Source organism: Mycobacterium asiaticum (genome assembly GCF_001673635.1).
GTDB lineage: Bacteria > Actinomycetota > Actinomycetes > Mycobacteriales > Mycobacteriaceae > Mycobacterium > Mycobacterium asiaticum_C.
Genome location: NZ_LZMH01000008.1, coordinates 1 through 24,768 on the forward strand (window position 1 = coordinate 1; position 24,768 = coordinate 24,768).

General features: G+C 65.7%; 22 protein-coding genes. 7 read left to right on the forward strand and 15 right to left on the reverse strand.

The window, feature by feature from the left end; genetic code table 11:
• From A5645_RS28470 to A5645_RS01930, 8 genes are all read right to left on the reverse strand, one after another.
• Positions 1-113, reverse strand: a 113-nt coding sequence (locus A5645_RS28470) for a hypothetical protein (protein ID WP_253849269.1), incomplete at its 3' end; no start/stop codon positions are given.
• A 271-nt stretch (positions 114-384) separates the two neighbouring features.
• On the reverse strand, positions 385-1,530 hold the full coding sequence (embR, locus tag A5645_RS01900; RefSeq protein ID WP_065035172.1) for an ATPase/transcriptional regulator EmbR: 1,146 nt from the start codon (positions 1,528-1,530) through the stop codon (positions 385-387).
• A gap of 263 nt (positions 1,531-1,793) precedes the next feature.
• Positions 1,794-2,504, reverse strand: a complete 711-nt coding sequence (locus A5645_RS01905; RefSeq protein ID WP_065128314.1) for a C39 family peptidase — start codon at positions 2,502-2,504, stop codon at positions 1,794-1,796.
• Between the two features lie 97 nt (positions 2,505-2,601).
• Positions 2,602-3,330, reverse strand: a complete 729-nt coding sequence (locus A5645_RS01910) for a C39 family peptidase (protein ID WP_065128315.1) — start codon at positions 3,328-3,330, stop codon at positions 2,602-2,604.
• Positions 3,331-3,447: 117 nt separating this feature from the next.
• Positions 3,448-3,819 (reverse strand): DUF4189 domain-containing protein, encoded by a 372-nt coding sequence (locus A5645_RS01915; protein WP_065035169.1) that lies wholly within the window; start codon positions 3,817-3,819, stop codon positions 3,448-3,450.
• A 25-nt stretch (positions 3,820-3,844) separates the two neighbouring features.
• The gene (locus tag A5645_RS01920; RefSeq protein ID WP_065035175.1) at positions 3,845-4,576 is read right to left on the reverse strand and encodes an LppX_LprAFG lipoprotein; all 732 of its coding nucleotides are present in this window, start codon (positions 4,574-4,576) and stop codon (positions 3,845-3,847) included.
• Positions 4,577-4,638: 62 nt separating this feature from the next.
• A complete protein-coding gene (locus A5645_RS01925) occupies positions 4,639-6,543 on the reverse strand; it encodes an ABC transporter ATP-binding protein (protein WP_065035168.1) in 1,905 nt (634 codons plus the stop codon).
• Positions 6,540-8,279, reverse strand: coding sequence for an ABC transporter ATP-binding protein (locus A5645_RS01930; RefSeq protein WP_065035167.1), 1,740 nt, complete (start codon positions 8,277-8,279; stop codon positions 6,540-6,542). Before A5645_RS01930 ends, A5645_RS01925 begins: the two co-directional genes overlap by 4 nt.
• A 203-nt stretch (positions 8,280-8,482) precedes the next feature.
• Here A5645_RS01930 and A5645_RS01935 point away from each other — a divergent pair, with 203 nt between their 5' ends.
• Positions 8,483-9,013 (forward strand): DUF3558 domain-containing protein, encoded by a 531-nt coding sequence (locus tag A5645_RS01935; RefSeq protein WP_065035166.1) that lies wholly within the window; start codon positions 8,483-8,485, stop codon positions 9,011-9,013.
• An 11-nt stretch (positions 9,014-9,024) separates the two neighbouring features.
• Positions 9,025-9,558 (forward strand): DUF3558 domain-containing protein, encoded by a 534-nt coding sequence (locus tag A5645_RS01940; RefSeq protein WP_051545376.1) that lies wholly within the window; start codon positions 9,025-9,027, stop codon positions 9,556-9,558.
• Positions 9,559-9,585: 27 nt separating this feature from the next.
• Here the strand turns inward: A5645_RS01940 and A5645_RS01945 are convergent, their stop codons facing one another.
• Complete coding sequence (locus A5645_RS01945; RefSeq protein WP_065035164.1) at positions 9,586-10,092, reverse strand: SixA phosphatase family protein; 507 nt, start codon at positions 10,090-10,092, stop codon at positions 9,586-9,588.
• A gap of 154 nt (positions 10,093-10,246) precedes the next feature.
• A complete protein-coding gene (locus A5645_RS29200) occupies positions 10,247-11,311 on the reverse strand; it encodes a PE family protein (protein ID WP_065035163.1) in 1,065 nt (354 codons plus the stop codon).
• Between the two features lie 195 nt (positions 11,312-11,506).
• On the opposite strand from A5645_RS29200, the gene A5645_RS01955 reads away from it, so the two are divergent.
• From A5645_RS01955 to A5645_RS01970, 4 genes are read left to right on the forward strand one after another with little or no spacing between them, the layout of a single operon-like run.
• On the forward strand, positions 11,507-12,658 hold the full coding sequence (locus A5645_RS01955) for a metallophosphoesterase family protein (RefSeq protein WP_065035162.1): 1,152 nt from the start codon (positions 11,507-11,509) through the stop codon (positions 12,656-12,658).
• Entirely contained in the window at positions 12,655-15,276 is a 2,622-nt protein-coding gene (locus A5645_RS01960) for an AAA family ATPase (RefSeq protein ID WP_065128316.1), read from the forward strand. Before A5645_RS01955 ends, A5645_RS01960 begins: the two co-directional genes overlap by 4 nt.
• 55 nt (positions 15,277-15,331) lie before the next feature.
• Entirely contained in the window at positions 15,332-16,927 is a 1,596-nt protein-coding gene (locus A5645_RS01965) for a GMC family oxidoreductase (protein ID WP_065035160.1), read from the forward strand.
• A gap of 37 nt (positions 16,928-16,964) precedes the next feature.
• Positions 16,965-18,206, forward strand: a complete 1,242-nt coding sequence (locus A5645_RS01970) for an alpha/beta hydrolase (protein WP_065128317.1) — start codon at positions 16,965-16,967, stop codon at positions 18,204-18,206.
• On the opposite strand, the gene A5645_RS01975 is transcribed toward A5645_RS01970, so the two are convergent.
• The 4 genes from A5645_RS01975 to A5645_RS01990 are packed head-to-tail and all read right to left on the reverse strand — an operon-like array spanning position 18,196 to position 23,573.
• Positions 18,196-19,869, reverse strand: a complete 1,674-nt coding sequence (locus A5645_RS01975) for an ABC transporter family substrate-binding protein (RefSeq protein WP_065128318.1) — start codon at positions 19,867-19,869, stop codon at positions 18,196-18,198. The two genes, A5645_RS01970 and A5645_RS01975, sit on opposite strands and share 11 nt — an antisense overlap.
• A complete protein-coding gene (locus A5645_RS01980) occupies positions 19,862-21,697 on the reverse strand; it encodes a dipeptide ABC transporter ATP-binding protein (protein ID WP_065128319.1) in 1,836 nt (611 codons plus the stop codon). The genes A5645_RS01975 and A5645_RS01980 overlap by 8 nt, the downstream gene beginning before the upstream one ends.
• Positions 21,694-22,599, reverse strand: a complete 906-nt coding sequence (locus tag A5645_RS01985) for an ABC transporter permease (RefSeq protein ID WP_065128320.1) — start codon at positions 22,597-22,599, stop codon at positions 21,694-21,696. The genes A5645_RS01980 and A5645_RS01985 overlap by 4 nt, the downstream gene beginning before the upstream one ends.
• Positions 22,596-23,573 carry an ABC transporter permease gene (locus tag A5645_RS01990; protein ID WP_065128321.1) on the reverse strand — a complete coding sequence of 326 codons (978 nt, stop codon included), beginning with the start codon at positions 23,571-23,573 and terminating at the stop codon, positions 22,596-22,598. Before A5645_RS01990 ends, A5645_RS01985 begins: the two co-directional genes overlap by 4 nt.
• Before the next feature lie 167 nt (positions 23,574-23,740).
• Between A5645_RS01990 and A5645_RS01995 the strand changes: the two genes are divergently transcribed.
• On the forward strand, positions 23,741-24,232 hold the full coding sequence (locus tag A5645_RS01995) for a beta-class carbonic anhydrase (protein WP_065035154.1): 492 nt from the start codon (positions 23,741-23,743) through the stop codon (positions 24,230-24,232).
• Between the two features lie 71 nt (positions 24,233-24,303).
• On the opposite strand, the gene A5645_RS02000 is transcribed toward A5645_RS01995, so the two are convergent.
• Entirely contained in the window at positions 24,304-24,717 is a 414-nt protein-coding gene (locus A5645_RS02000) for a PaaI family thioesterase (protein ID WP_065035174.1), read from the reverse strand.
• Between the last annotated feature and the right edge of the window lie 51 nt (positions 24,718-24,768).

Here is a 24,768-nt window from a genome sequence, read left to right on the forward strand (position 1 = left end):
TTGACGGTGTGCTCGGCCTCGTAGACCTCGCCCATCCCGCCGCGGCCCAGCAACCGCTTGAGATGGTAGGGCCCGAACATCGAGCCCACCCGCGAGTCTGATGCCTCGCTCATCGCCGCTCCTCCTCCACCAACCCGAATCCCGCCGACACTATCAACAGCCGCCACGTATCGCATCGAACGCAACCACGGGTACAGCAACCATGACGGTAATCGGGGCGGTGTGCGCTTGCCAATAAGGCGGCCGATAACGCGGTGGGCGCCGTCGCGCGGAAATTCCGCTGTGCGGGCCAATCATCGCGCCACGTGCGACACCGCCGGAGCAGCCGAAAGTAGCGCGGAATCGCGTTGCGCCGAACGCGCTTTGACCCTCGACGGGCAAACGTCACGCTTGTGTCTGCGCGGCAATCCGGAAGGTGAACTCGTGATCACAGATTCCGATGTGGTCGCCGTCGCTGATCGTCGCGGCGACCCGGATCCGTTGGTGCCGCACGTGAACGCCGTTCGATGACCGCAGGTCGTTGATGATGAAGTTGGTTCCCGTGTCGACGATGACCGCGTGGTGGCGGCTGACGTTTGCGCTGTCCAGGACGATGTCATTGTCGCTGAGTCGGCCGATCCGGGTGGCCGCCGAGCGCAACGGGTAGTCGCGGCCGGTGGCGATTTCGTGCAGGTAGGCGGCAACCTTCTGACGTGCGGCGTTGGTGCGCTGGTCGAGCGCCGTGACCGTGCCGACGGCAGTGACCTTGGCGTTCTGCTTCGCGTCCAACGGTTCCTGGCGCAGGATCCGGTCGTGCAGCGCGCGCAGTGTCGGGCCGGGGTCGATGCCCAGGTCGTCGGCGAGCGTGGTCTTGACCCGGCGGTAGGCGTTCAACGCATCCGACTGGCGATCACTGACGTAGTAGGCGGTGATCAATTGCGCCCACAGCGGTTCCCGGTAGGGATGTTCCACCGTCAGCGTCTCGAGTTCGGTGATGACCGCCGACGCTCGCCCACAGGCGATCTCGGCCTCCGCCTTGGCCGTGTGCGCGAGGATCTTGTCCTCGACCAGGGCGGTGGCGAAGGAGTCGACGAATTGGAAGTCCCTGAGGTCATCGAGCACCGGGCCACGCCACTCGCCCAGCGCCGCCGACAGGTGCCGACTGGCCTGTTCGAAGCGGCCGGCCGCCGCGGCGTGCACGCCCGCCGTCTTCTCGGCGATGAATCGGCCCAGATCGCAGGTGGTTTCGGGAATGGTGAGGCGGTACCCCGGCGGTGCCGCGGCCAACACAACCCGGGGGTCGGCCCCAGAGCCGCTGACCAGCTTGCGCAGATTCGACACGTAAGAGTGGATGCTGGCCCGCGCGCCGGATGGCGGCCATTCCTCCCACAGGGCGGTGATCAGCGCGTCAATCCCGACCGGCCGGTTGCGGTTGATGACCAGCATGGCCAGCACCGCCCGTTGCTTGGGTGTGCCCAACGGCACCAGCACGCCGTCGATCTTCATCTCCAGCGGTCCGAGCACGCCGAACTCGAGACGTGTGTCGGTCATCGCGCTACCAGCCCTTCAGGGTCCTCCGCGGCCTTCCGATGCCTTCGGATAGCGAGGTGCCAGTACGGCGCCCTTCTCGTCATTGTTTCCTGGTCCATATGGGTCTTGTCTATGGGGTGCGTCTGTCATTCTGCGGCATAGCGGCGGGAAGTTGGTGCATCCTGGGCGATTCGAGACCGATTGGCCGATGACTCGACCGCGGTCCAGTCGAGACGGTCATCGGCGATCGGTGCCAATTGTGCTGTTCCGCAATGGGTTGCGGTTCATTTGACCTTCCCGCTGGTCACGACGAGGAAGTAGTGGCTGGTTGCCCATGCCCTGGTGAACAGGTCCAGGGGCACTTGCTCGTCGCTGCCTTTGGCGGTGCCGCTGTCGTTGAGGTGCACCACGCCTGTGGCGCTGTCGACGCCGGTGACCACCACGGCGTGGTCGGATACCGGGTTGCCGTCGTCGTCCGTGTTCTCAATCGGCTCACCCCAGATCATTTCGGCATTCAGGCTGACGATTACCGCGCGGCCGCTGCCGAGGTACTGCTTGAGGGCATCGATACCGGTGGCAACGCCGCTTTTCGGGGCGCGGCCCGCGTCGGTCGTCGTCACGCTGATGCCGTAATGCCCCAGCAGCGTCGGGATGTCGGTGCGACTGGTGCCGTTGCCCGAATCCGGGTGCTGGTGGTCGGCCGGCGTGATGTAGATCGAGCCGGGGTGCACGGTGCTGGGTGTTGACTGCGCGACGTTGATGATGTCCTGTTCCGAGGGCTCGCTGCCGGTGATCTGACCCACCACGTCGGCACTGGCCATCAACACGCAGTCGTCATATGTCTGATAGCGCCACCACTTGGCCGCCGCGACCGGGTCGCCGTACATGATGCCGCCGGCGGAGGCGGCGGCCGGCGTGGCCAAGCCCAGGGTGACGGCACCGGCCGCCAGTGTCAGCATGGCGGCCTTGGCGACCTTGGCGATCCTGTTGGTCATGTCAGTGGTTCTTTCTTATCCGCGCAGGGTGGTGTGAAGGATTGCGGGGCAGGCCTATTCGGTGCTCCGTTGAATGGGACCGTCAAATGCCCTGGGGCTATGAGGCTTTGCGTGTCTCGTCGGTGACGGTCATGAAGTTGTGGCTGGTGGCCCACGCCTTGACGAAGACGGCCATCGGAATCTGCTCGTCCTTGCCCTTCGGGCTGCCGCTGTCGTTGAGGTGCACGATGCCGTTGCCCGTGTCGACGCCGGTCACCACCACGGCGTGGTCGGCCCGGGGTTCTCCGTCGGCGCCGGTGTTCTCGACCGGCTGATTCCAGATCATCTCGGCGTTCAGCCCGACGATCACCGCGCGACCGCTGCCCAGGTATTCCTCGAGGGCTTCCATGCCGGTGGCGAGACCGGTCTTGCCCGCGTTGTCCGCGTCGGTGTTTGTCGCGTGAATTCCATAGTGCGCCAGCAGGGTCGGCAGGTCGCCCGGGTTGGTACCCATGCCCGAGTTCGGGTCGTTCTTGTCGGTTGGCTTGAGGTAGATCGAACCAGGGTGCACGACGCTCGGGGTGTTCTGGGCGACCTTGATGATGGACCGCTCGGAGGGAAGGTCACCGGTGATCTGACCCACCACGTCGGCGCTGGACATGATGGCGCAGTCGTCGTACTTCTGGTGGCGCCAGTACTTGGCGACGGCTGCCGGGTCGCCGTACATGGTGGTCCCGGACCTGGTGGGGAATGCCTCGGCCGGAGCGGCCAGGCCGAGCGCGACGGCGGCGGAGACGGTGGCGAAGAGGGCGGTCTTGGCCACCGAGGTGATGGTGAAGCTTTTCATCGTCGTGTCCTTTTCTCAGTGGTTCGCCGTCCGCGGGACGCGGAGTGGCTCGTTGAGAAAAGGTTCTGACGTTGGCCTATTCGTTATCTTTACGAATTCTTGGAGCGACTCGAAGCGTCAGTTACAGGCCCAGGTGTCGATGTATCCGCCGCTGAGCTTGCTCAGGGCGTCCTTCATGGCGGCGCTCAGGTCCGGCCCCGTCCCGCCCTGGTATTCACGGTCTTTGGCCGCCACGGCGCCGCACGCGGTGAAGGTGGTCAGCACTTTGCAATCGGAGTAACCACACGACTTCACCGCCGTTGCCTCGGCGGCCGCCTTCGTCGGATAGGCGTGCGATCGTCCCCAGGAACCGTTGGCGGAGTAGGCGATTGCGCCATATGTGTCGGCGGCCTCGGCGGTGGGAGCCAGCGCGACGGTCACAGCGGCGGCGGCAGCCACGCGGGCGACAGCGTTGGCTAGCCGTCGCCGACGGGTGGTCTTCGTCGTCATGGGAAGTCCTTTCCGGGAGCCGGCGCTAGACGGGTTTGGTGGCGGTGACCTGCTTGCCCCAGTCGGACATGGTCAGCGTCACCGAGGTGTTCGAGGTCGGATTGATCTGGATCTGGACGAGGTGGGAAGAGCCGTCCGAGGCGGTCCAGACGATCGTCGGCACCGTCGAGACGCTTTCGTCCGTCAAGCGGGTACCGGCAAGGGTCGCCACATCGGTCGCAGAGGAGTTTCCGGTGATCTTGGTGGTCGCGACGCCGTTCACCTGCTGGCTGCCGCCCACCGACCCGTTTTTCAAATTGGCCAGCAGGTTGGCCAAGCCTTTGTTGGGGTCCAGCAGAACGGACACGTTGTAAATCGAAGCGCCGTTGCCGAAGTCGGTGTAAGAGCCGGGCTGTCCGAGGTCGGAGTACAGGTGACCGTCGACGTAGACGAACTTGGCTTCCTCGCTCTTCTCGCCCACCTGGACCGTGGCGACGCCGGTGGCGACGGTCTGCGGGGTGTTGGAGACATCGCCTTCGAGCTTGGTGACGCGGATGTTGGGCACATCGCCTTGCACCGCCACGTTTACATGCATGCCGGTCACCTTGCGCATCACGTCGGCGGCCTGCTTGAGCAGCGTTGCTGCCTCGCCGTTGGTGGCGTTGGCCGTGCTTCCGGGCGATTTGGCGCCATCAGCGCCGTTGGAACCACAGCCCCCGGTCAGGGCGACGACGATCGCAAGTGCGGCGGCGGCAACGGTGCGAGGCGAAAGCTTCATCGACATCTCCTAATGTTGGCCGACTGCCGAGCTTAACGAGCCATGCGTGATGCCGAGTCGAATCAGGCGCGCGTCATTTCGTAGTACGCGCCGCGCCGGGCGATCAATTCGGCGTGGCTGCCCTGCTCGACAACCCGGCCGGCTTCCACCACGACGATCCGGTCGGCGTCACGGATCGTCGAAAGACGATGGGCGATAATGAAACTGGTCCTGTCACGGCGAAGTTCGCGGGTCGCCCGGGCGATCAGCAACTCGGTGCGGGTATCGACCGAGCTGGTCGCCTCGTCCAGGATCAGCAGCTGGGGTCGGGCCAGGAATGCCCGGGCGATCGTGATGAGCTGTTTTTCGCCGACGCTGATGTTGCCGCCGTCGCCGCTGACCCGGGTCTGATAGCCGGCGGGCAGGCTGTGCACGAACCGGTCGACGTAGGCCGCCTTCGCCGCCGCGACGATCTCGTCCGGGGTGGCTTCGGGTCGTCCGTAGCCGATGTTCTCCTCGATCGTGCCGTCGAACAACCAGGTGTCCTGCAGCACCATGCCGATCCGGGACCGTAGCGCCTGCCGATCCAGCGTGATGATGTCGGCTCCGTCGAGAAGGATGCGGCCGGAGTCGACGTCGTAGAACCGCATCAGCAGATTGACCAGCGTGGTTTTCCCGGCGCCGGTCGGCCCGACGATCGCCACTGTGCTACCGGGTTCGGCCACCAGGGACAGGTCATGGATCACCGGGTTGTCCGGCTGGTAACCAAAGCTGACATGCTCGAACTCGACCCGGCCGGTTCCCGTCATTGTCGGGGTCTGGCGGTGTTCTTCCGAGTGTTCCTCCGGCTCGTCGAGCAGGTCGAACACCCGCTCGGCGCTGGCCACCCCGGACTGCAGAGTGTTGTACATCCCGGCGACCTGGCCCACCGGGGTGTTGAACTGCCGGACGTACTGGATGAACGCCTGGATGCTGCCGAGGGTGATCTGTCCCGTCGCGACCTGCAGGCCACCGACCACCGCGACGCCGACATAGCCGAGGTTTCCGATGAACCCCGTCGCCGGTGCCACCAGGCCGGAGAAGAACTGGGCGCCGAAACTGGCGCGGTAGACGTCGCCGTTGAGCTTGCGGAACTGTTCGCGCGCCGCGGCCTGGTGGCCGAACGTCTTGACCACCGTGAATCCGCTGTAAGTCTCTTCGATATGGGCGTTCAGGCGCCCGGTGCTGGTCCAGTGCGCGACGAACAGCCGCTGCGAACGCCGGGTGATCGCTCGCGTCACCAACAGCGACAACGGCACCGTCAGCACCGTGATGAGGGCAAGCAGCGGCGAAATCCACAGCATCATCGCCAGCACCCCGACCACGGTGAGAATCGAGGTGACCAGCTGGCTGATCGTCATCGATAGCGACGCCTGCATGTTGTCGATGTCGTTGGTGACCCGGCTGAGCAGCTCGCCGCGCTGCTGTCGATCAAAGTAGGACAACGGCAGCCGGTGCACTTTGTCCTCGACGTCGGCCCGCAACCTGGTGATGGTCCGCTGCACGGTGACGTTCAACAGTCGGGCCTGCGACCAAAGCAACAGGGCGGCAAGCACATATAAACCGAGCGCCAGTGCCAATGTGTGCAGGACCGCACCGAAGTCCACCCCTTGGCCGGGCACCACGTGCGTCCCGGACAGCAGGTCCGCGAAGGTGTTGTCGCCGCGTGCCCTGGCGGCCGCGACGGCCTGCGCTTTGGTGATGCCGGCCGGAAGTTGCCGTCCGATCACGCCGTTGAATAGCAGATCCGTTGCGTGACCGAGGATTCTCGGGACGACGACGCCGATCCCCGTGCCGGCGATGCCCAGCGCGATCACCGCGATGCTCAGCCGACGTTGCGGGGCGAGCCGGCGGACCAGCCGTCCCGCCGATCCCCGGAAATCGCGTGAGCGCATATTGGGCGGCGCCGGCGCGGCCCCGCGCGCACGGGCGTTCATCGGCGCGGTCATTGCGCACCGCCGAGGACGGTGTTCACCGACTGCGAGGCGGCGAACTCGGCGTAGGTGGGGCAGTCGACCAGAAGGGACTGGTGACTGCCGGCTCCGACGATTCGCCCGTTGTCCAGGACGATAATGGTGTCCGCTTGGGCTGCTGTCGAAATCCGTTGGGTGACAATGAGTGTCGTTGCGTCGGCTGCTTCCTCGCGCAGCGCGCGGCGCACGCGCGCCTCGGTGTGCACATCGAGCGCGGAGAACGCGTCGTCGAACAGGTAGATGGCGGGGCGGCGGATGACCGCCCGCGCGATCGCCAGCCGTTGGCGCTGGCCACCAGAGAAGTTGATCCCGCCCTGAGCGACGCGCATCTGCAGCCCGTGCGGGCGGACGAAATCCTCTGCTCCGGCGATGCGCAACGCATCCCACATCTGCTCATCGGTGGCGTCGGCGGCGCCGTACCGCAGGTTGTCCGCGACGGTGCCGCTGAACAGGTAGCCGCGTTGGGGTACCAGGCCGATCGTCGACCAGAGTCGTTCGGTGTCGTAGTCGCGCACGTCGATGCCGTCCACGGTGACGCTGCCGCCGCTCACGTCGTAGAGCCGGCAGATCAGCGACACCAGCGTCGACTTGCCCGAGCCGGTGCTGCCGACGACCGCGGTGCTGGTCCCGGGTTGTGCGGTGAACGAAATATCCTGCAGCACCGGGCAGTCCGCGCCGGGGTAGGTGAACGTGACGGCGTCCAACCGCAACAGGCCGGTGATTCCCTGGCGGGGGAAGTCGGGCTGCTGCGGACTCTGGACGGCTGGTTCTGTGGACAGCACCTCGGTGATGCGTTCCGCGCAGACTGCTGCGCGGGGCAGTACCACCAGCGTCATCGTCGCCATCAGGACGGCCATCAGGATCTGGGCGAAGTAGGCGAGGAAGGCGATCAGCGACCCGACCTGCATCTGGCCCCGGTCGATGCGCAAGCCACCGAACCAGATCAGCGCGACGCTGGACAGGTTGATGGTCAGGGTGGTGACCGGAAGCATCAGCGCCTGCCAGTTGCCCGCGCTCAGCGCGGCGCTGGACAGCGCGAAGTTGGCCTTGGCGAATTTGTCCCGTTCGAAGTTCTCGCGGGTGAACGCCCGAACCACCCGGACGCCGGAGAGTTGGTCGCGCAATACCCGATTGATGCCGTCGATCAGGCGCTGCATGCTGCGGAACAGCGGCAGCATGTGCGAGATGATCCAGAAGTTGGCGACCGCCATGACGGGCACGCTGACCAGCAGCAGCCAGGTCAGTGCGGCCTCCTGGTGGATGGCCATGACCACGCCGCCGACGCACATGATCGGCGCGGTCACCAATACGGTGGCCGTCATCTGCACCAGGAACACGATCTGCCGGACGTCGTTGGTGCTGCGGGTCAACAAGGTCGCGGCTGGAAACCGGGCGGTCTCCCGTTCGGAAAAGGTGATGACGTGTTCGAACATCGCCGCCCGCAGGTCGCGGCCGAAGCCCGTCCCGGTGCGGGACCCGAGATAGGTGGCGCCCACGGCGCACAGCACCTGCAAGCCGGTGACCCCCAGCATCACGCCGCCCAACCGGACGATGGCGGCGGTGTTGCCCTGGGCGACGCCGTCGTCGATGATCGCGGCGTTGACCGTGGGCAGATACAGCGACGCCAGGGTGCTGATCGACTGCAGCACCATCAGCGCGGCTACCAGCCGGCGGTATGGCCGGATGTACTGGCGCAGCAGTGCCAGGAGCATTGGGTAACTGTCGCATACTCCGCGGGTAGGGGCCTGCGGCACCGACGAGCTTGGGCCGGGGCGACGCGGGATGCCGAAATGCCTGATCAGGTGGCGTGTCGGTGGTTGACCCGTGGGCCTGCCGCTACAGTGCATCGTGTGGGAGCAGCAGCAGCCTCAGGAATGGCCGGGTAGTGGTGCGGCGTAATTTGACGACGGTCCCGATGGCTTTACTGGTCTTGGTGGCTATTCTTCTCGGACTTTGCGGCTGTTCGAGTTCCGGTGACAACAAGCCGGGCGCGACGGTTCCCTCGACGCCGGGCAACGCCGAGGGCAAACACGGCCCCTTCTTCCCGCAGTGCGGCGGCGTGACCGACGAGACGGTGACGCAGCTGACCAAGATCACCGGGCTGGTCAACACCGCCAAGAATTCCGTGGGGTGCCAGTGGCTGGCCGGTGGCGGTATCTCGGGTCCACACTTCTCCTTCTCTTGGTACCGCGGCAGCCCGATCGGGCGCGAGCGGAAGACCGAGGAGTTGTCGCGCGCCAGCGTCGAAGACATCAACATCAATGGGCACGGCGGTTTCATCGCGGTGGGCAACGAGCCCAGCCTGGGCGATTCGCTGTGCGAAGTGGGCATCCAATTCCAGGACGACTTCATCGAGTGGTCGGTGAGCTTCAGCCAGAAGCCTTTCCCGCCGCCGTGCGATATCGCCAAGGAATTGACCCGGCAATCGATTGCGAATTCGAAATGAGCCGCCGGAGTATGCGAGTCGTGGTCGCGGTGCTTGTCGCCGTGCTGATGGTGCTGACCGGGTGTTCGCGCTCGGTCGGTGGCACGCCGGTCAAGGCGGGCGGGGCCGGAGTGCCCCGGAATGACAATTCCGAGCGCCAGTACCCGAACCTGCTCAAGGAGTGCGAGGTCCTGACCACCGATATCTTGGCCAAGACGGTGGGCGCGGACCCGTTGGACATCCAGAGCACGTTTGTGGGAGCCATTTGCCGGTGGCAGGCGGCCAACCCGGCGGGGCTGATCGACATCACCCGGTTCTGGTTCGAGCAGGGCAGCCTGAGCAACGAGCGCAAGGTGGCCGAAGGTCTGAAGTATCAGATCGAGACCCGCTCCATTCAGGGCATCGACTCGATTGTGATGCGCCCGAATGATCCCAATGGTTCGTGCGGTGTCGCCAGCGATGCGGCCGGTGTGGTGGGCTGGTGGATCAACCCCCAGGCGCCCGGCATCGATGCGTGTGGGCAGGCGATCAAGTTGATGGAGCTGACCCTGGCGACTAACGCCTAGCCGAGTTCAGCTAGGGCGCGGTCAGGTCTAGCGCGGCACGTGGAAGTCGACCAGCGCCGCACCGCCGGGCGCCAGCTGCGACCAGCGGCCCGGAACGTTCAGGACGGCAATGCCGGAGGTCGGGTATTTCTCCGAGATACCCTCCACCGCAGCGTTATTGCTGGTATCGGTGTCGGCCAGAATTAACGCCAACGATGACGTCGTAGGTTCGTGGCCGACGACGAGCAGGGTGCTCACCTCGGCATCGACGTTGTTGATTTGCTCGATGACGACGCCGGGAGTGGCGCCGTAGAGCTGCACGACGTAGCGGACCGGCGCGTCGATCCCGGTGCACTCCAATGTTTCCCGGGCCCGGGTGGCCGTGGAGCAGAGCACTGCGTCGACGGTAGGCAGGTTGGCGCGTAGCCAGTCGCCGGCCAGCCTGGCCTCACGGGTGCCCCGTGGCGCCAGCGGCCGGTCGTGGTCGGACACGCCACTGGGGTAGGCCGACTTCGCATGGCGCATCAAGACAAGGTTCAGTTGTCGCTCGTCCATCGGACAAACGTTAGCTAGTGCCTATCCGGCGACGGCGCTTGGCCTGGTCGAGATCGTGGGTAGTGACGAGGATGGCGCCAGTCCAGGCTCTCCTGGGCTCACCACCGATCGACGCCGGTAGGCCATTGCGCCGACGAGCTCACCGCGCGATTGATCAGAAATACATCCTGTTGGCTCTGAAGAATGCTTGTCGTGCTTCTTCAATAACTCCGTGGGCTTGTTTAAAGGCTTGTTCTGCTAATTGCCTTGTTGCTTGTTCTGCTTGTCTCAAGTATTCTTCCGCTGCTTCCGCCGCCGCTCTATTGGCGTCCTTGAGCGTTTCTCTTATGAGTGAAGCATCTGCAAACAAGTTTCTGGATAGTGCTTCGGCGGTCTTGTTGACCTGGCTGATGACTTGGCCTTGGACGTCGGTTTCGATTTGGTAGACCTCGTTGCCGATCTTGTTGAAATAGCTTTGGGCGAGCCCCTCACCGCGCTCAAAGACATGGACCTCCGCTCCCACGAGGCCTCTCAAATATTGCGGGTCAAAGTCGATAGTGAAGTCTCTCCGCCAGGGAACTTCACTTAGCCAACGCGGGTTCTCAAACCTTTCAATGAATTGCTCTGGCGAGTAGAGGCCCGCAAATTTGCCCCCGGAAATAAGAAAGTTCTGTCCGTCGGTAAAGACCTTAATTCCGTCCTTGGCGGCGAGCTGCAGACCGCTGGTAATTATCTGGCGAGTCTGCCTCGCTGTATTCGCTAGGTCATTTTCTACGCGCTGCAACCACAGCTTCCGGTCTACTTGTCCGCCGATGGTTCTGCCAAAGAATTCAGCTATCTTTTGGAAGATCGTCCCTATCCCACCATCTGCCGCGGGTGCTGCTGCCGCTGCGCCTAATGCTGCGGCCTGATCGCCGAGGATCAACCCCAGCACGTTGGCGGCCTCCGCCTCGGCATAGGAGGCCGCGCCGCCGGTCAAGGCCGCTACGAACTGGTCGTAGAACGCTCCAACTCTGGCGCTGATCGCCTGGAATTGCTGCCCATGGCTGCCGAATAGCGCCGCAATCGCCGTGGACACCTCATCTTGGGCGGCAGCCACCACGGTGGTGGTTGAGGTTGCCGCCGCCGCTTGGGCCTCGCTGATCGTCGAACCGAGATTCGTCAAGTCCGATGCAGCAGCCAGCACGGCTACCGGCACTACGGTCACATTCGACACCGATACCTCCAACAGCTGAGCCATATCGACAGCTGTCGCACTCCCGAATCGGCGACACGGTGATGGTAACCGGACGTGGCGGCGAATGTGGTGCGAATCGTTCCTTCAAAATCGAGCCCCGGCCGCCAGACCTGCCGACCGAGGTCCCAGGAGTTGTCGGGACCCCCGCCTACACTCCCGATGCAGTGACAACCACGCTGACGGAAGGGGGTTCGCGCCATGCGATTCCTGCACACTGCCGACTGGCAACTGGGCATGACCCGGCACTTCCTTTCCGGCGACGCCCAGCCGCGTTATTCGGCCGCGCGTCGAGACGCGGTGGCCGGCCTCGGTGCGCTGGCCGCCGAAGTTGGTGCGGAGTTCGTCGTCGTCGCCGGTGACGTCTTCGAGCACAACCAGCTTGCACCACACGTCATCGGCCAGTCCCTGGAAGCCATGCGCGCCATCGGAATTCCGGTATACCTTCTGCCGGGCAACCACGACCCACTGGACGCGGCATCGGTCTACACAAGTCCGTTGTTCACCGCCGAATGCCCGGACAATGTCGTCGTGCTCGACGCAGCCGGTGTGCGTGAGGTCCGCCCCGGCGTGGAAATCGTCGCGGCCCCGTGGCGGTCGAAGTCGCCCACCACCGACCTGGTCGCCGAGGTGCTCGACGGCCTGTCGGCCGGCGGTGCCACCCGCGTGCTGGTCGCGCACGGCGGAGTCGATGTGCTGGACCCGGGGCGGGACAAGCTTTCGTTGATCCGGCTGGACCGGGTAGAGAAAGCGTTGTCGGACGGCGCAATTCAGTATGTGGCTCTGGGTGACAAGCATTCCCGCACCCAGGTCGGCGGTACCGGCCGCGTCTGGTATTCGGGCTCGCCGGAGGTCACGAACTACGACGACGTCGAGGCTGATCCCGGCCACGTCCTCATCGTTGACATCGACGAGAACGATCCGGATCGAGCGGTCACCGTCGAAGCCCGGCGAGTCGGGCGGTGGCGCTTTGTCACGCTCTACCGTGACGTCGACACCAGCCGCTGCGTTGCCGATCTGGACCTGAACTTGGACTTGATGCCAGACAAGGACCGCACGGTGGTGCGCCTGGCGCTCAAAGGTTCGTTGACGGTCACCGACCGCGCCGCGCTGGATACCTGCCTGGACCGGTATACGAGGTTGTTTGCGTCGTTGCGGTTGTGGGACAGCCACTCCGAATTGGCGGTGGTGCCCGGCGACGGAGAATTCGACGGCCTCGGCATCGGCGGGTTCGCGGCCGCGGCGGTGGACGAACTGGTCGCCACGGCACGCGCGGGTGACGCCGACACCGCCGTCGATGCCCAGGGCGCCTTGGCGCTACTACTTCGTCTGGCGGATCGGGGCGCGGCATGAAATTGCACCGGTTGGTTCTCACCAACTATCGGGGCATCACGCACCGCGAAATCGAATTCCCCGACCACGGCGTGGTGGTGGTGTACGGCGCCAACGAGATCGGCAAGTCGTCGATGATCGAAGCGCTGGACCTCCTGCTGGAATCCAAGGATCGCTCAACCAAGAAGGACGTCAAGCAGGTCAAGCCGACCAACGCCGACGTCGGTTCCGAGGTGACCGCCGAGATCAGCAGCGGCTCTTATCGTTTCGTGTACCGCAAGCGTTTCCACAAGAAGTGCGAGACGGAGTTGACCGTGCTGGCGCCGCACCGTGAACAGCTCACCGGCGACGAGGCACACGAACGGGTCCGCGCGATACTGGCCGAGACCGTCGATACCGGCCTCTGGCGTGCTCAGCGGGTATTGCAGGCCGCGTCGACCAACGAGGTGGATTTGTCAGGCTGCGATGCGTTGTCGCGGGCGCTCGACGTCGCCGCCGGCGATGAAGCGGCGCTGTCGGGCACTGAGCCGCTACTGATCGAGCGCATCGACACCGAGTTCGCCCGCTACTTCACCCCTACCGGTCGTCCGAGCGGTGAATGGGCTGCCGCGATCAAGCGGCTAAACGACGCCACAGCCGCGGTGGCGGAATGCACCAAGGCGATGGCAGAGGTCGACGACCGGGTGCACCACCACGCCGAATTGACCACGCAGGCCGCCGAACTGGCGCAGCAATGCCGCGCCGCCGAGCCCCGGCTGACCGCCGCCCGGGCCGCCGCCGACCGCATCAACGCACTGACCAGCCAAGTGCACGAAGCCAAGCTGATCGCTGCCGCGGCCGTCGCGACCAGCGCCAAATCGACCGCGGCCCACACCGCACGGCTTCAATTGATCAGCGAAATCGATTCTCGTGCAGCGGATATCACTACTCTAGTGGCCCAGGCCGCGGAAGCGGCCGCGCTCCGGGTGGCGGCGGCTCACGAGGCCGAGGCGTGCGACGCGGCGGTCACCGATGCCAACGAAGCCCTGGCCGTCGCGCAGGAGCTTGCCGATGCCACCCGTCGGGACGTGGACCGGATCGCGGCGCGCGAGGAGGCCGACCGGCTGACTGCCCGGCTGGCCAAGATCGACGACATCGAGCACCAACGCGCCCAGGCACACAAAGAGCTGTCCGCCATCGTGTTGACTCCGGAGGTCCTGCGCCGCATAGAACACGCCGCGGCTGCCGCCGATCGTGTCGCCGCTCAACTCGAGCTGATCTCCGCAACGGTGGAGTTCACCGCCGCGGCCGATATCGAGCTTGCCGTCGATGGTCGGCGAGTGGCGCTGCCGGCCGGGAGAAGTTGGGCGATCACCGCCACCGGTCCCACTGATGTCGAGGTCACCGGTGTGCTCACCGCGCGGGTCACTCCCGGCGCCACCGCGCTCGATGTTGAAGCCAAACACCAAGCTGCACAGAAGGATCTGGCTGAGGCGTTAACGACCGGCGGTGTCGCGGACCTGACGACGGCCCGATTGGCCGACGAACGGCGACGTGAGCTGGAGCGAGATCGCGACCAGTTGGCCGCGACCCTGCGCGGCTTGTGCGGTGACGAAGACGTCGAGCAGCTGCGGTTAAGGCTGGCGCAGCTGCGCGCTGAGCAGCCGGCAGCCGCAGATCCGGCCGCTACCGACGCCGCCACCGCCCGCGCATGGCGAGACCAGGCCGAGGCGGCCCGGGCGGCTGCGCAGGCCGAGTGCGAGACCCGTCGCCAACGCGCCACCGCATTCGCCCAACAGCTGGCCGAAACCACAACCCGCGCAACGGTTCTGCAGAACAAGGTCACAATTCAGCGCGCCGCACTCGACGCGGCGGTTACCCGGTTGGCCGAAGAGCGGTCACCCCTCAGCGACGACGCCCTGGCGGAAACCGCCGAACACGACCGGCGGGTGGCGCAGAGCGCAGAGCGACGCAATGACGAGCTCAGCCAGTCCCTGGCTGCCGCCGCACCGGACGCGGTGGCTGCCGAACTCGCCGAAGCGGAAGAAGAGGTCACGGCCCTGCGTGACCGCCACGAGCAAACCATCGACGCGTTGCGCCAGGTGAGCATCGAGCTCGCCGTGCTGCGCGGCGAAGGACGAAAGGGAAAGCTCGACGCCGCCGAGATCGAACTCGAACACGCCACCAGCGAGCATGCCCGGGTTGGCGGCCGCGCCAGGTCCGCGCACCTGCTGCGGACCGTGATGGGGCGGCACCGCGATACCACCCGCCTTCGGTACGTCGAGCCCTACCGCGCGGAGCTCGAGCGGCTGGGCCGGCCGGTGTTCGGCCCAACCTTCGAAATCGAAGTCGACAGTGATCTGTGCATTCTGAGCCGCACGCTGGACGGTGTCACCGTGCCCTACGAGTCGTTGTCGGGCGGGGCCAAAGAACAACTCGGAATCCTGGCCCGGTTGGCGTGCGCGGCCCTGGTCGCCAAGGAGGACACCGTCCCGGTCGTGGTCGACGACGCGCTGGGGTTCACCGACCCAGACCGGTTGACCAAGATGGGCGAGGTGTTCGACACCGTGGGCAGCAACGGCCAGGTTCTCGTGCTCACCTGCAATCCGCACCGGTACGACGGTGTCACGGGGGCGCATCGCATCGATCTCAGCGCGTAGTGCTTCCGCGCCGGCAGGCATAAACTCGGCCCCACAGCCCAAACCGGGGATGCATATGGATACTCAGCGCGACTACCGCGACTACGTAGTGGTCGGCACCGGCTCGGCCGGTGCTGTTGTGATCAATCGGCTCAGCGCCGATCCGGCCACCGAAGTAGCGGCATTGGAAGCCGGCCCCGGGGACACCAACAGATTCATCGGCATTCCGGCGGCTTTCTCGAAATTGTTTCGCACCGAAGTCGACTGGGATTACCTGACCGAGCCGCAACCCGAACTCGACGACCGCCAGATCTACTGGCCACGGGGCAAAGTGCTGGGCGGCTGTTCATCGATGAACGCGATGATGTGGGTGCGCGGGTTCGCCGCCGACTACGACGAGTGGGCCAACCGCTCAGGACCGCAATGGTCTGCCGCCGAAGTCCTTGAGTATTACCGCCGCATCGAAAACGTCAGCGCGGCGTGGCACTTCGTCAGCGGTGACGACAGCGGTGTCACCGGCCCGATGCACATTTCCCGTCAGCGCAGTCCGCGCCCGCTGACCGCCGCCTGGCTGGCGGCCACCCGCGAATGCGGGTATCCGGCCGCCCAACCTAATTCGCCTGTGCCGGAAGGGTTCTGCGAGACCGTCGTCACCCAGCGCCGGGGTGCCCGGTACAGCACCGCCGACGCGTATCTGAAGCCTGCGATGAGCCGGCGGAATCTCACCCTGCTCACCGAGGCGACGGCGACACGGGTCGTCTTCGACGGCACCCGGGCGGTCGGCGTCGAGTACGAGCGCGCTGGTCACACTTCGGTGGTGTATGCGCGCCGCGAGGTGGTGCTGTGCGGCGGCGCGATCAACAGCCCGCAACTACTCATGCTCTCGGGCATCGGCGACCGCGAACACCTGGCCGAGCACGGCATCGAAATCGTCCACCACGCGCCGGAGGTAGGGCAGAACCTGCTCGACCACCTGGTCACACCCTTGGGGTTCGACGTCGACGACGACAGCCTGTTCGGCGCCGAAAAAGCCAAACAACTCCTCAGCTACCTGCTGCGGCGGCGCGGCATGCTCACCTCCAACGTGGGCGAGGCGTACGGATTCGTCCGCAGCCGCGCCGATCTCGAACTGCCCGATTTGGAGTTGATCTTCGCGCCGGCACCGTTCTACGACGAGGCTCTGATCCCCGCCGCCGGCCACGGGGTGGTATTCGGCCCCATCCTGGTCGCGCCGGAAAGCCGCGGACAGATCACGCTGCGTTCCGCCGACCCGCACGACAAGCCGATCATCGATCCGCGCTATCTGTCCGATCCCGAAGGCCTGGACCGTGCCGCAATGATGGCCGGACTGCGCATGTGCGCCGAGATCGCCAAGGCCCCCTCGCTGCGGGACGTGCTGGGACAGGTCGTGCGACCGCGCAACAGCACCGAGCTCGACGAAGCCACGCTCGACCTGGCTCTTCGAGCGTCCTCCCACACCCTTTACCACCCGCTCGGCACCTGCCGGATGGGCAGCGACGACGCAAGCGTGGTGGATCCGCAGCTGCGGGTGCGTGGCGTCGACGGGCTGCGCGTCGCCGATGCCTCGGTGATGCCGAGCACCATCCGCGGGCACACCCACGCTCCGTCGGTACTGATCGGAGAGAAGGCCGCCGACTTGATCCGCGGTTGACCATCGGCAGAATGGCACCCATGAGGGGGCGCTGACGATGACGATGAACGCCAAACGGCGCCGGGTGCACAACAAGTTGGCAAAGCTGCCCGGGGTGCGTCCGGTGCGCCGACCGGTCTCGCCCGGCAGCGACCAGCAGTTCGATCTCTACTACGTGCGCACCGGCCACAAGTCGGCGCATCCGCTGGTCGTCATCCCCGGCGGGCCGGGCGTCGCCTCAATGCGGCTTTACCAGGCGTTTCGCCGGCGCGCCGCTGCCGCCGGACTCGACGTGATCATGGTCGAACACCGCGGGGTGGGGATGTCGCGGCACGACGATTCCGGCGCCGATCTGCCCCCGCAGGCGCTGACCATCGAGCAGGTGGTCGACGACGTGGCCGCGGTGCTGGACGACGCCCAGGTGGACTCCGCCGTCATTTTCGGCTCGTCATATGGCAGCTACGTCGCAGCCGGGGTGGGCGTCCGGCATCCCGGCCGGGTCCACGCGATGATCCTGGATTCGCCGGTGCTGTCACATCACGACATCGCGCTGGTCCGCGACGCGCTGCGCGGCGTGCTGCTGGACGGCGACACGGCGGAGACCAGGAAGTTGGCACCGAAGATACGGCGGCTGGTGGATACCGGAGTGATGACGCCGACGGCGGGTCAGATTGCCGCCACCATCTATGGCTACGGTGGGGTAGCCATGCTCGAGCACCAGGTCAACCTGCTGCTCACTGGGCGAAAGATGTTGTGGCGGGCGATCGTTCGGGTGACCACCATGGGTGTGAGCCGTAAGGCGCCGTACCGGTACGAACCCGATCTGGTCAATCGCATCGCGCTCCGCGAACTCGATTACGCCGCCGAGCCCGACGATCTGCCGCTGGACCCCGCCGTTGCGATGGCCGAAACCATGGAGACCACAGTGTCTTTCGAGGCCGAACCCTTTGATTTGGTGGCCGAGATGCCCCGGTTCGGCTGGCCCACGGTGGTGATCGCCGGGGGACGTGACCTCGTCACACCGATGGCGGTGGCCGAGCGCGTGGCGACCCTGCTACCCAACGCGATCCTGCTGCGACTGCCCACCATGGGACACGCCGCGTTGGACTTCCGTGAACCCGCGGCCCTTGCCATCGCGGCCGCCGTCTGCCGCGGCGACTTCACTGGGCTGTCCCGCCGGGCGGACGAGCTCGACGCGCTGCCCCCGCGCCTGCCGATGCGGTTGTTGTGGAAGGCGATCGACGTGGCGGCCACCGTCGAGGCAGCCGTGCCCGTACGCCGGCGCCGGGTCAGCGCATGAACCCGATCGCCGTGTAATCGAGGTCGGCCAACCCGCGTGCGCCGAAATTGGCCAGATCGCTGCGGACCGCGACGGTGCCCTGGGACTGGATCAGCGGCAGGCTGAACCCCTCGGCCCAGATCAGCCGGTCGACCTCGTTGGCCAGCGCGAGGGCTTTGGCGGGATCGAGTTCGGCCAGCGTGCGCTCGATGGCGGCATCGATCTCCGGGCTACCGATCTTGCCGAAATTGCTGTCCCCGTCGGACGCGTAGATCTGGGTGAGCCCGGACAACGGGAACGCGTCGCCCTGCCAGCCGAACAGCGCGATATCGAATGCGCCCACATTGACGTAGTTGCTGAAAAACCCACTGCCGGAACGGGCTTGGAGTTCCATCTTCACCCCGATCTGCGCCAGGCTGTGCTGGGCCACCTGGGTGAACACTTTGGCGTTCGGCGATTCGTAGAACAGCAGGCGAACCACCAATTGCTGCCCGTTCTTCTCGCGGAACTCGCCGTTGCGTTTCCAGCCCAGTGCATCGAGGTCGCGGTTGGCCTGCTCGGGGTCATACGGCAGGCTGTTGTCCTGATATCCGGCCTGCCCGGCCACGAAGACGTGATTGTTCAGCGGCACCGGCGAGCTGGTGAGGCCGTGCAGCGCGACTTCGGCGATCGTTCTTCGGTCGATGCCCTTGCACACTGCCAACCGCACCGCCGGGTCGGCCAGAATCGATCCCTTCGCGCCGTTCATGGTGAAGTGTGTCCAGCTCGGCCCCGGCGCCCGGCGGATCGAGATGCCCTTGGTGCGCTCGGCGATGATCAGCTGGTCCAGCGAGCCGACGCCCGTGGCGTCGATCGTGTTGTTCTGCAGCGCCGGTAACGACGCGGCGGGGTCGAGCACCAGGTACGTAACCGTATTCAGTCGCGGTGTCCGGCCCCACCAGCGTGGATTGCGGGTCAACGTGATTCGCTGTTTGGCCCGGTCCAGGTTGGACACGATGAACGGGCCGGCGGATAGGCCGGGCCTGTCAAGCCAGCCCGTATTGAAGGCTTCGGGGGTCGCGGTCACACTGGCCGGCAGCAGCATGCCGTTCCCGGCGAACATGCCCCGCCACTCCGCGTATGGCTTGGCGAAGGTCATGATGGCCTGCCGGTCGTCCACACCGCGGGTGACCGAGGCGACGCGCTCGGCGCCGCCGGTGGAGGCGATCTCGAACGCCTTGTCCGCGCCGCTGATTGCATGGATCTGGCTGGCGATGTCACGCCAGGTGATCGGGGTGCCGTCGGACCAGACCGCTTTGGGATTGATCGTGTAGGTGATCACCTGCGGATCGGTGCCGGTGAGTTCGACGCTGGTGAAGTAGTCGGTGTTGACCGTCGTCGAGCCGTCCGCCGCGATGATGAACGCGTTGGGCATCGTGGCCTTGAGCATCCCAGCGGTTTCGGCGCTGTTGCCGTCGATGTGCAAGATGTTGAAGTTGGCCGGGAATTCGCTGAGCGCCAGCCGCAGGTCGCCGCCCTCGCGCAGTGTCGCCGGATCCCGCGGGTTGATGTCGCTACTGGTGCCCAGGACCGCATTGCCGCTGACCGAAGGCGTTGTCGGGATATCGGTGGAGCAACCGGACAAGACCACGACCGTGCCGAGCACCGCCGCCAGCGTCTTCCACCACCGGCTGCGCTCAGGCATGGCCCGGCTCCGGTTGCGGGACGGCCGCCAATAGCCGGCGGGTGTACTCGTGCTGGGGATTTCCGAACACCTCCTGGCTGTCGCCCTGCTCGACCACTGTGCCGCGATACATCACCACCACTTGGTGGGCGAGGTGCTTGACCACCGAAAGATCGTGCGAAACAAACAGATACGACAAGCTGAACCGGTCCTGCAGGTCGAGCAGCAGGTTGATGATCCCGGCCTGGATCGAGACATCCAGTGCGGACACCGGCTCGTCAAGGGCCAGGATCTTGGGTTGCAAGGCCAGCGCGCGAGCGATCCCGATGCGCTGCTTCTGGCCGCCGGAGAACTCGGCGGGGTAGCGGTTTGCGTCGGCGCGGCCCAGCCCCACAATGCCGAGTAACTCGGCGACCCGGGCGTTGGTGTCGCCCTTGCTGAACCCGTTGGCTCGCAACGGTTCCGCCAGGAGTTCGAAGACCGGCAACCGGGGGTCCAGCGAGGCCACCGGGTCCTGAAAGACCACCTGGATGTCGCGCCGTAACGTCCGCCGGCCCGCGGTGTTCAGCGTCGACACGTCCGCACCCAGCACCTCGATCGAGCCCGATTGCGGCGCAACGAGTTCCAGTACCTGATGCAAGGTGGTCGACTTGCCCGAACCGGATTCACCGACGATGCCCAGCGTCTGGCCCTGCAGCAGGTCGAAGCTGATGCCGTCGACCGCCCGGACTTCCCCGACCCTGCGGCGCAGCACCACGCCCTTGGTCAACGGGTAGGTCTTGACCAGATCGCGCACCCGCACAACGACCGTCGCACTGTCGGGCTGAGCACCGTCACGATCGACGGTCACGCCGTAGATGTCGGCGGCACTGCGCCCGACGACCTGGTCGGTACGGATGCATGCGGCTCGGTGACCGGCACCGACCTCGATCAACTCCGGTTCGGCGGCGACGCATTCGTCGATGGCCAGCGGGCAGCGCGGCGCGAACGGGCAGCCCGGATCCAGACCGGCCAGCGACGGGGGAGCGCCGGGGATCGGAACCAGCCGGGTGCCCTGCGCCGCGTCGAGGCGCGGCACCGAACCCAAAAGGCCAATCGTGTAGGGCATTTGGCGATCCCGGTACAGGTCGTTGACGCCGGCCGATTCGACGACCCGCCCGGCGTACATCACCAGCGCGCGGTCGGCGAACTCGGCGACCACCCCGAGGTCGTGGGTGATGATCAAGACACCGGCGCCGGTGACGTCGCGCGCCGTCTTGAGCACTTCGAGGATCTGCGCCTGCACCGTTACATCCAGCGCGGTGGTCGGTTCGTCACAGATCAACAGATCGGGATCGTTGGCAATCGCGATCGCGATCACCACGCGTTGCCGTTCTCCCCCGGAGAGCTCGTGCGGAAACGCCCGCGCCCGCTGCTGCGGTTGCGAGATGCCAACCAAATCAAGCAATTCCACCGCGCGCTGCTGGGCCGCTTTCTTCCCGACTTCGGGCTGGTGCACCCGGATCGCCTCGGCGAGCTGGTCCCCGACGGTGTAGACCGGGGTCAGCGCCGACATCGGGTCCTGGAAAACGGTGCCGATCGACTTACCGCGGAACCGCGACATCGCGTCGTCGGGCAGGCCCAGCAGTTCGGTGCCCTGCAGGCGCACCGAACCGCTGACCCGGGCGTAGTCGGGCAGCAAGCCGACCACTGCCATCGCCGCGGCCGACTTCCCAGAGCCCGATTCGCCGACCATCGCCACGACTTCACCGGGGTTGACGTGATAACTGATGCCCCGCACCGCGGTGACCGCGGCGGCGTCGGTCGGGAAGGTGACGGCCAGGTCGGTCACCTCCAGCAATGGACTCATTCGCGACCCCGCCGCAGGGTGCTCGCGCCGGGATCCAGCGCGTCGCGCAAGCCGTCACCGGTCAGGTTGGCGCACACCAGGATCAGCACCAGCACCCCGGCCGGCACCAGGAAGACCCACGGGAACGTGGTCGCCGATTGGGTGCCGTCGGCGATCAGGGTGCCCAGGGACACGTCCGGCGGCTGAACACCGAAACCCAGGAAACTCAACCCCGTTTCGGCGAGAATGGCGAACGCGACGTTCAGCGCCGCGTCGATGATCAGGATGGACGCTACATTGGGCAACACGTGCCCGGTGATGATCCGGCGGCTGGAGACGCCCATGTACCTTGCGGCGCGGATGAATTCGCGTTCACGCAGGCTCATCGTCAGACCGCGCACCATTCGTGAGCTGATCATCCAGCCGAAACCGGCCAGCAGTAGGACCAGCATGAAGATGTTGGCCGAGTTCTTGGTACGCGGGGAGACGATCGCGATCAGGATGAAGCTGGGGATCACCAGCATCAGATCAACCAGCCACATCAGCGCCCCGTCGCGCCAGTCCCCGAAATAGCCCGCGATCGATCCGACCGTCGCGGCGATGCCGGTGGAGATCACCGCCACGCAGACGCCGATCAGCATCGACTTCTGCATCCCGCGCAAAGTCTGGGCCAGCAGGTCCTGACCCAGGGCGTTGGTTCCCAACCAGTGGCGAGTGTTCGGCGGTTGCAGCAGCGCACTGAAGTCCAGGTCCTGGTAGGAGTACGGCAGCAACGCGGGCAGCGCGTAGCACCCGATGAAGAGCAGTACCAGCACCAGCAGCGCGGCCACCGCCGACCGGTTGCGCAGGAACCGCCGCAGCACCAGCGTGCGGCGCGAAGTGAAGGTCGCTTCCGTCTCCTCGATCTGCGGGACCGCGGTCATGAGACGCGCACCCTGGGATCCAGTGCCGCATAGAAGATGTCGGAGAGCAGACCGGCCAGCAATACCACGGTGCCGGAGAACAGCGCGATGGCCGCGACGATGTTGGTGTCCTGGGTGGCGATGCCGCGGATCGCCCATTCACCCATGCCGTGCCAGCCGAAGATCTTCTCGACGAACACGGCCCCGGCCACCAGTCCGGCGACGCTGTAGGCGAAAAGCGTGGCCATGGGTATCAGCGCGGTGCGTAGTCCGTGCTTGACCAGCGCGCGCCGGCGGGTCAATCCCTTGGCGCGGGCGGTACGAATGAAATCCTGGCCGAGCACGTCGAGCATCGCGTTGCGCTGGTAGCGGCTGTAACCCGCGGCCGAGCCCAGTGCCAAGGTGAGCGATGGCAGCACCAGGTGTTTCAGCCGATCAGCCAGCGCGGCCCAGGTCCCCTCGGCCACCCCCGGCGATGTCTCTCCGGTGTAGTCGAAGAGCTGGATACCCAACGCCCAGTTGATCCTCAGCGCTGCCATGATCAGCAGGTTTGCGATCACGAATGTCGGCGTGCTGATCACCAGCAACGCGAACATGGTGACCGCGCGGTCACTGAGTCGGTACTGCCGAATCGCGCCCCAGGCGCCGAGCGCCACGCCCAGCAGCGTTCCGACCACCGATCCGATGACGAGCAACCGCAAGCTGACTCCGATTCGGCGACCCAATTCGGTGGCCACGGGCTGGCCGGTGATGGTCTTGCCGAAATCGCCTTGTACAGCGTGCGAAACCCAGTTCGCGTAGCGGATCGGGATCGGCCGGTCGAGACCCAGGTCGTGCGCTTTGGCATCGATGACCGCTTGTGGCGGGCGGGGGCTGCGCTGCATCAAGCTGTCCAGCGGACGGAACGCGAAGGAGGTGAGGCAATAGGTCAGAAAGGTGGCCAGCGCGAGCAGCACGATGTACTTGAGTAAGCGGCGCGCGAGAAATCGCGTCATGTCCGACTCCCCTGCCGCATTGGGACAGGGTAGCGCCCGGAGCTATTGCGATCCCGCTGATCCGCACCCGTGTAATCCGCCTATCACCTTGTTAAAATCCACGTCGCTTCTGGCTGGTATTGACTGGCCGCTAGCAAATCCGGTCCTGCGAACTGAGGGAGACCTGCGTGACGGTTACCGATGACTATTTGGCTAACAACGCCACTTACGCGAGTGATTTCAAGGGGCCGTTGCCGTTGCCGCCGAGCAAACACATCGCGGTGCTGGCGTGCATGGACGCCCGCATCGACGTCTATCGCGTGCTGGGCATCAAGGAGGGCGAGTCGCACGTCATCCGTAACGCTGGAGGAGTCGTCACCGACGATGCGATCCGGTCGTTGGCGATCAGCCAGCGGTTGCTGGGCACCCAGGAGATCATCCTGATCCACCACACCGACTGCGGAATGCTGACCTTCACCGACGACGACTTCAAGCGCAGCATCCAGGACGAGATCGGGGTCAAGCCGCCGTGGGCGGCCGAGTCGTTCCCGGATCTGGCCGAGGATGTCCGGCAGTCGTTGCGCCGCATCGAGAACAGCCCGTTCGTCACCAAGCACACCTCGTTGCGCGGATTCATCTTCGACGTTGCCACAGGCAAGCTCGAAGAGGTCACCCTCTAGCGCGAGCAGACGCGAAAGCTCCCGACACGCCGAGCGTGCGGGAGCTTCTGCGTCTGCTCGCGGGGGGACCGTCACCCGACCTTGTAGGTTGCCAGGGCCTTGGCGAGCAACTGTCCGTCCGGGTCGACGATGTCGGCCTCACAGTTGACCAGCGACCGGCCGCGGCGCAGGGCGCGGCCCACCCCGATCACATCGGTGGCCCGCGCCGGCGCCAGGAAGTCCAGCGTCAACGACACCGTCACGCCCCGTAACGACGGCGGGGCCTCGCGACCCGACCAGGCCGCCGCCATCACCGCGAGATCGGCGAGGGTGGCGATCGCCCCGCCGTGCACCATGTCGGCCATGGTGGTATTCGTCGGATCCCACGGCAGCCGCAGCCTGACCTCGTCTTGGCCGAGATACTCCGCGACGATCCCCAACTTGGTGACGAAGGGCGACTGAGGCAGAAACGCCGCGATGACGTCGCGCCCGCTTGGATTGGTCATCGGTCCATCTTGCGCACGCCTGCCCAGCAGCGGAAGGGTCACCTTCTGAGC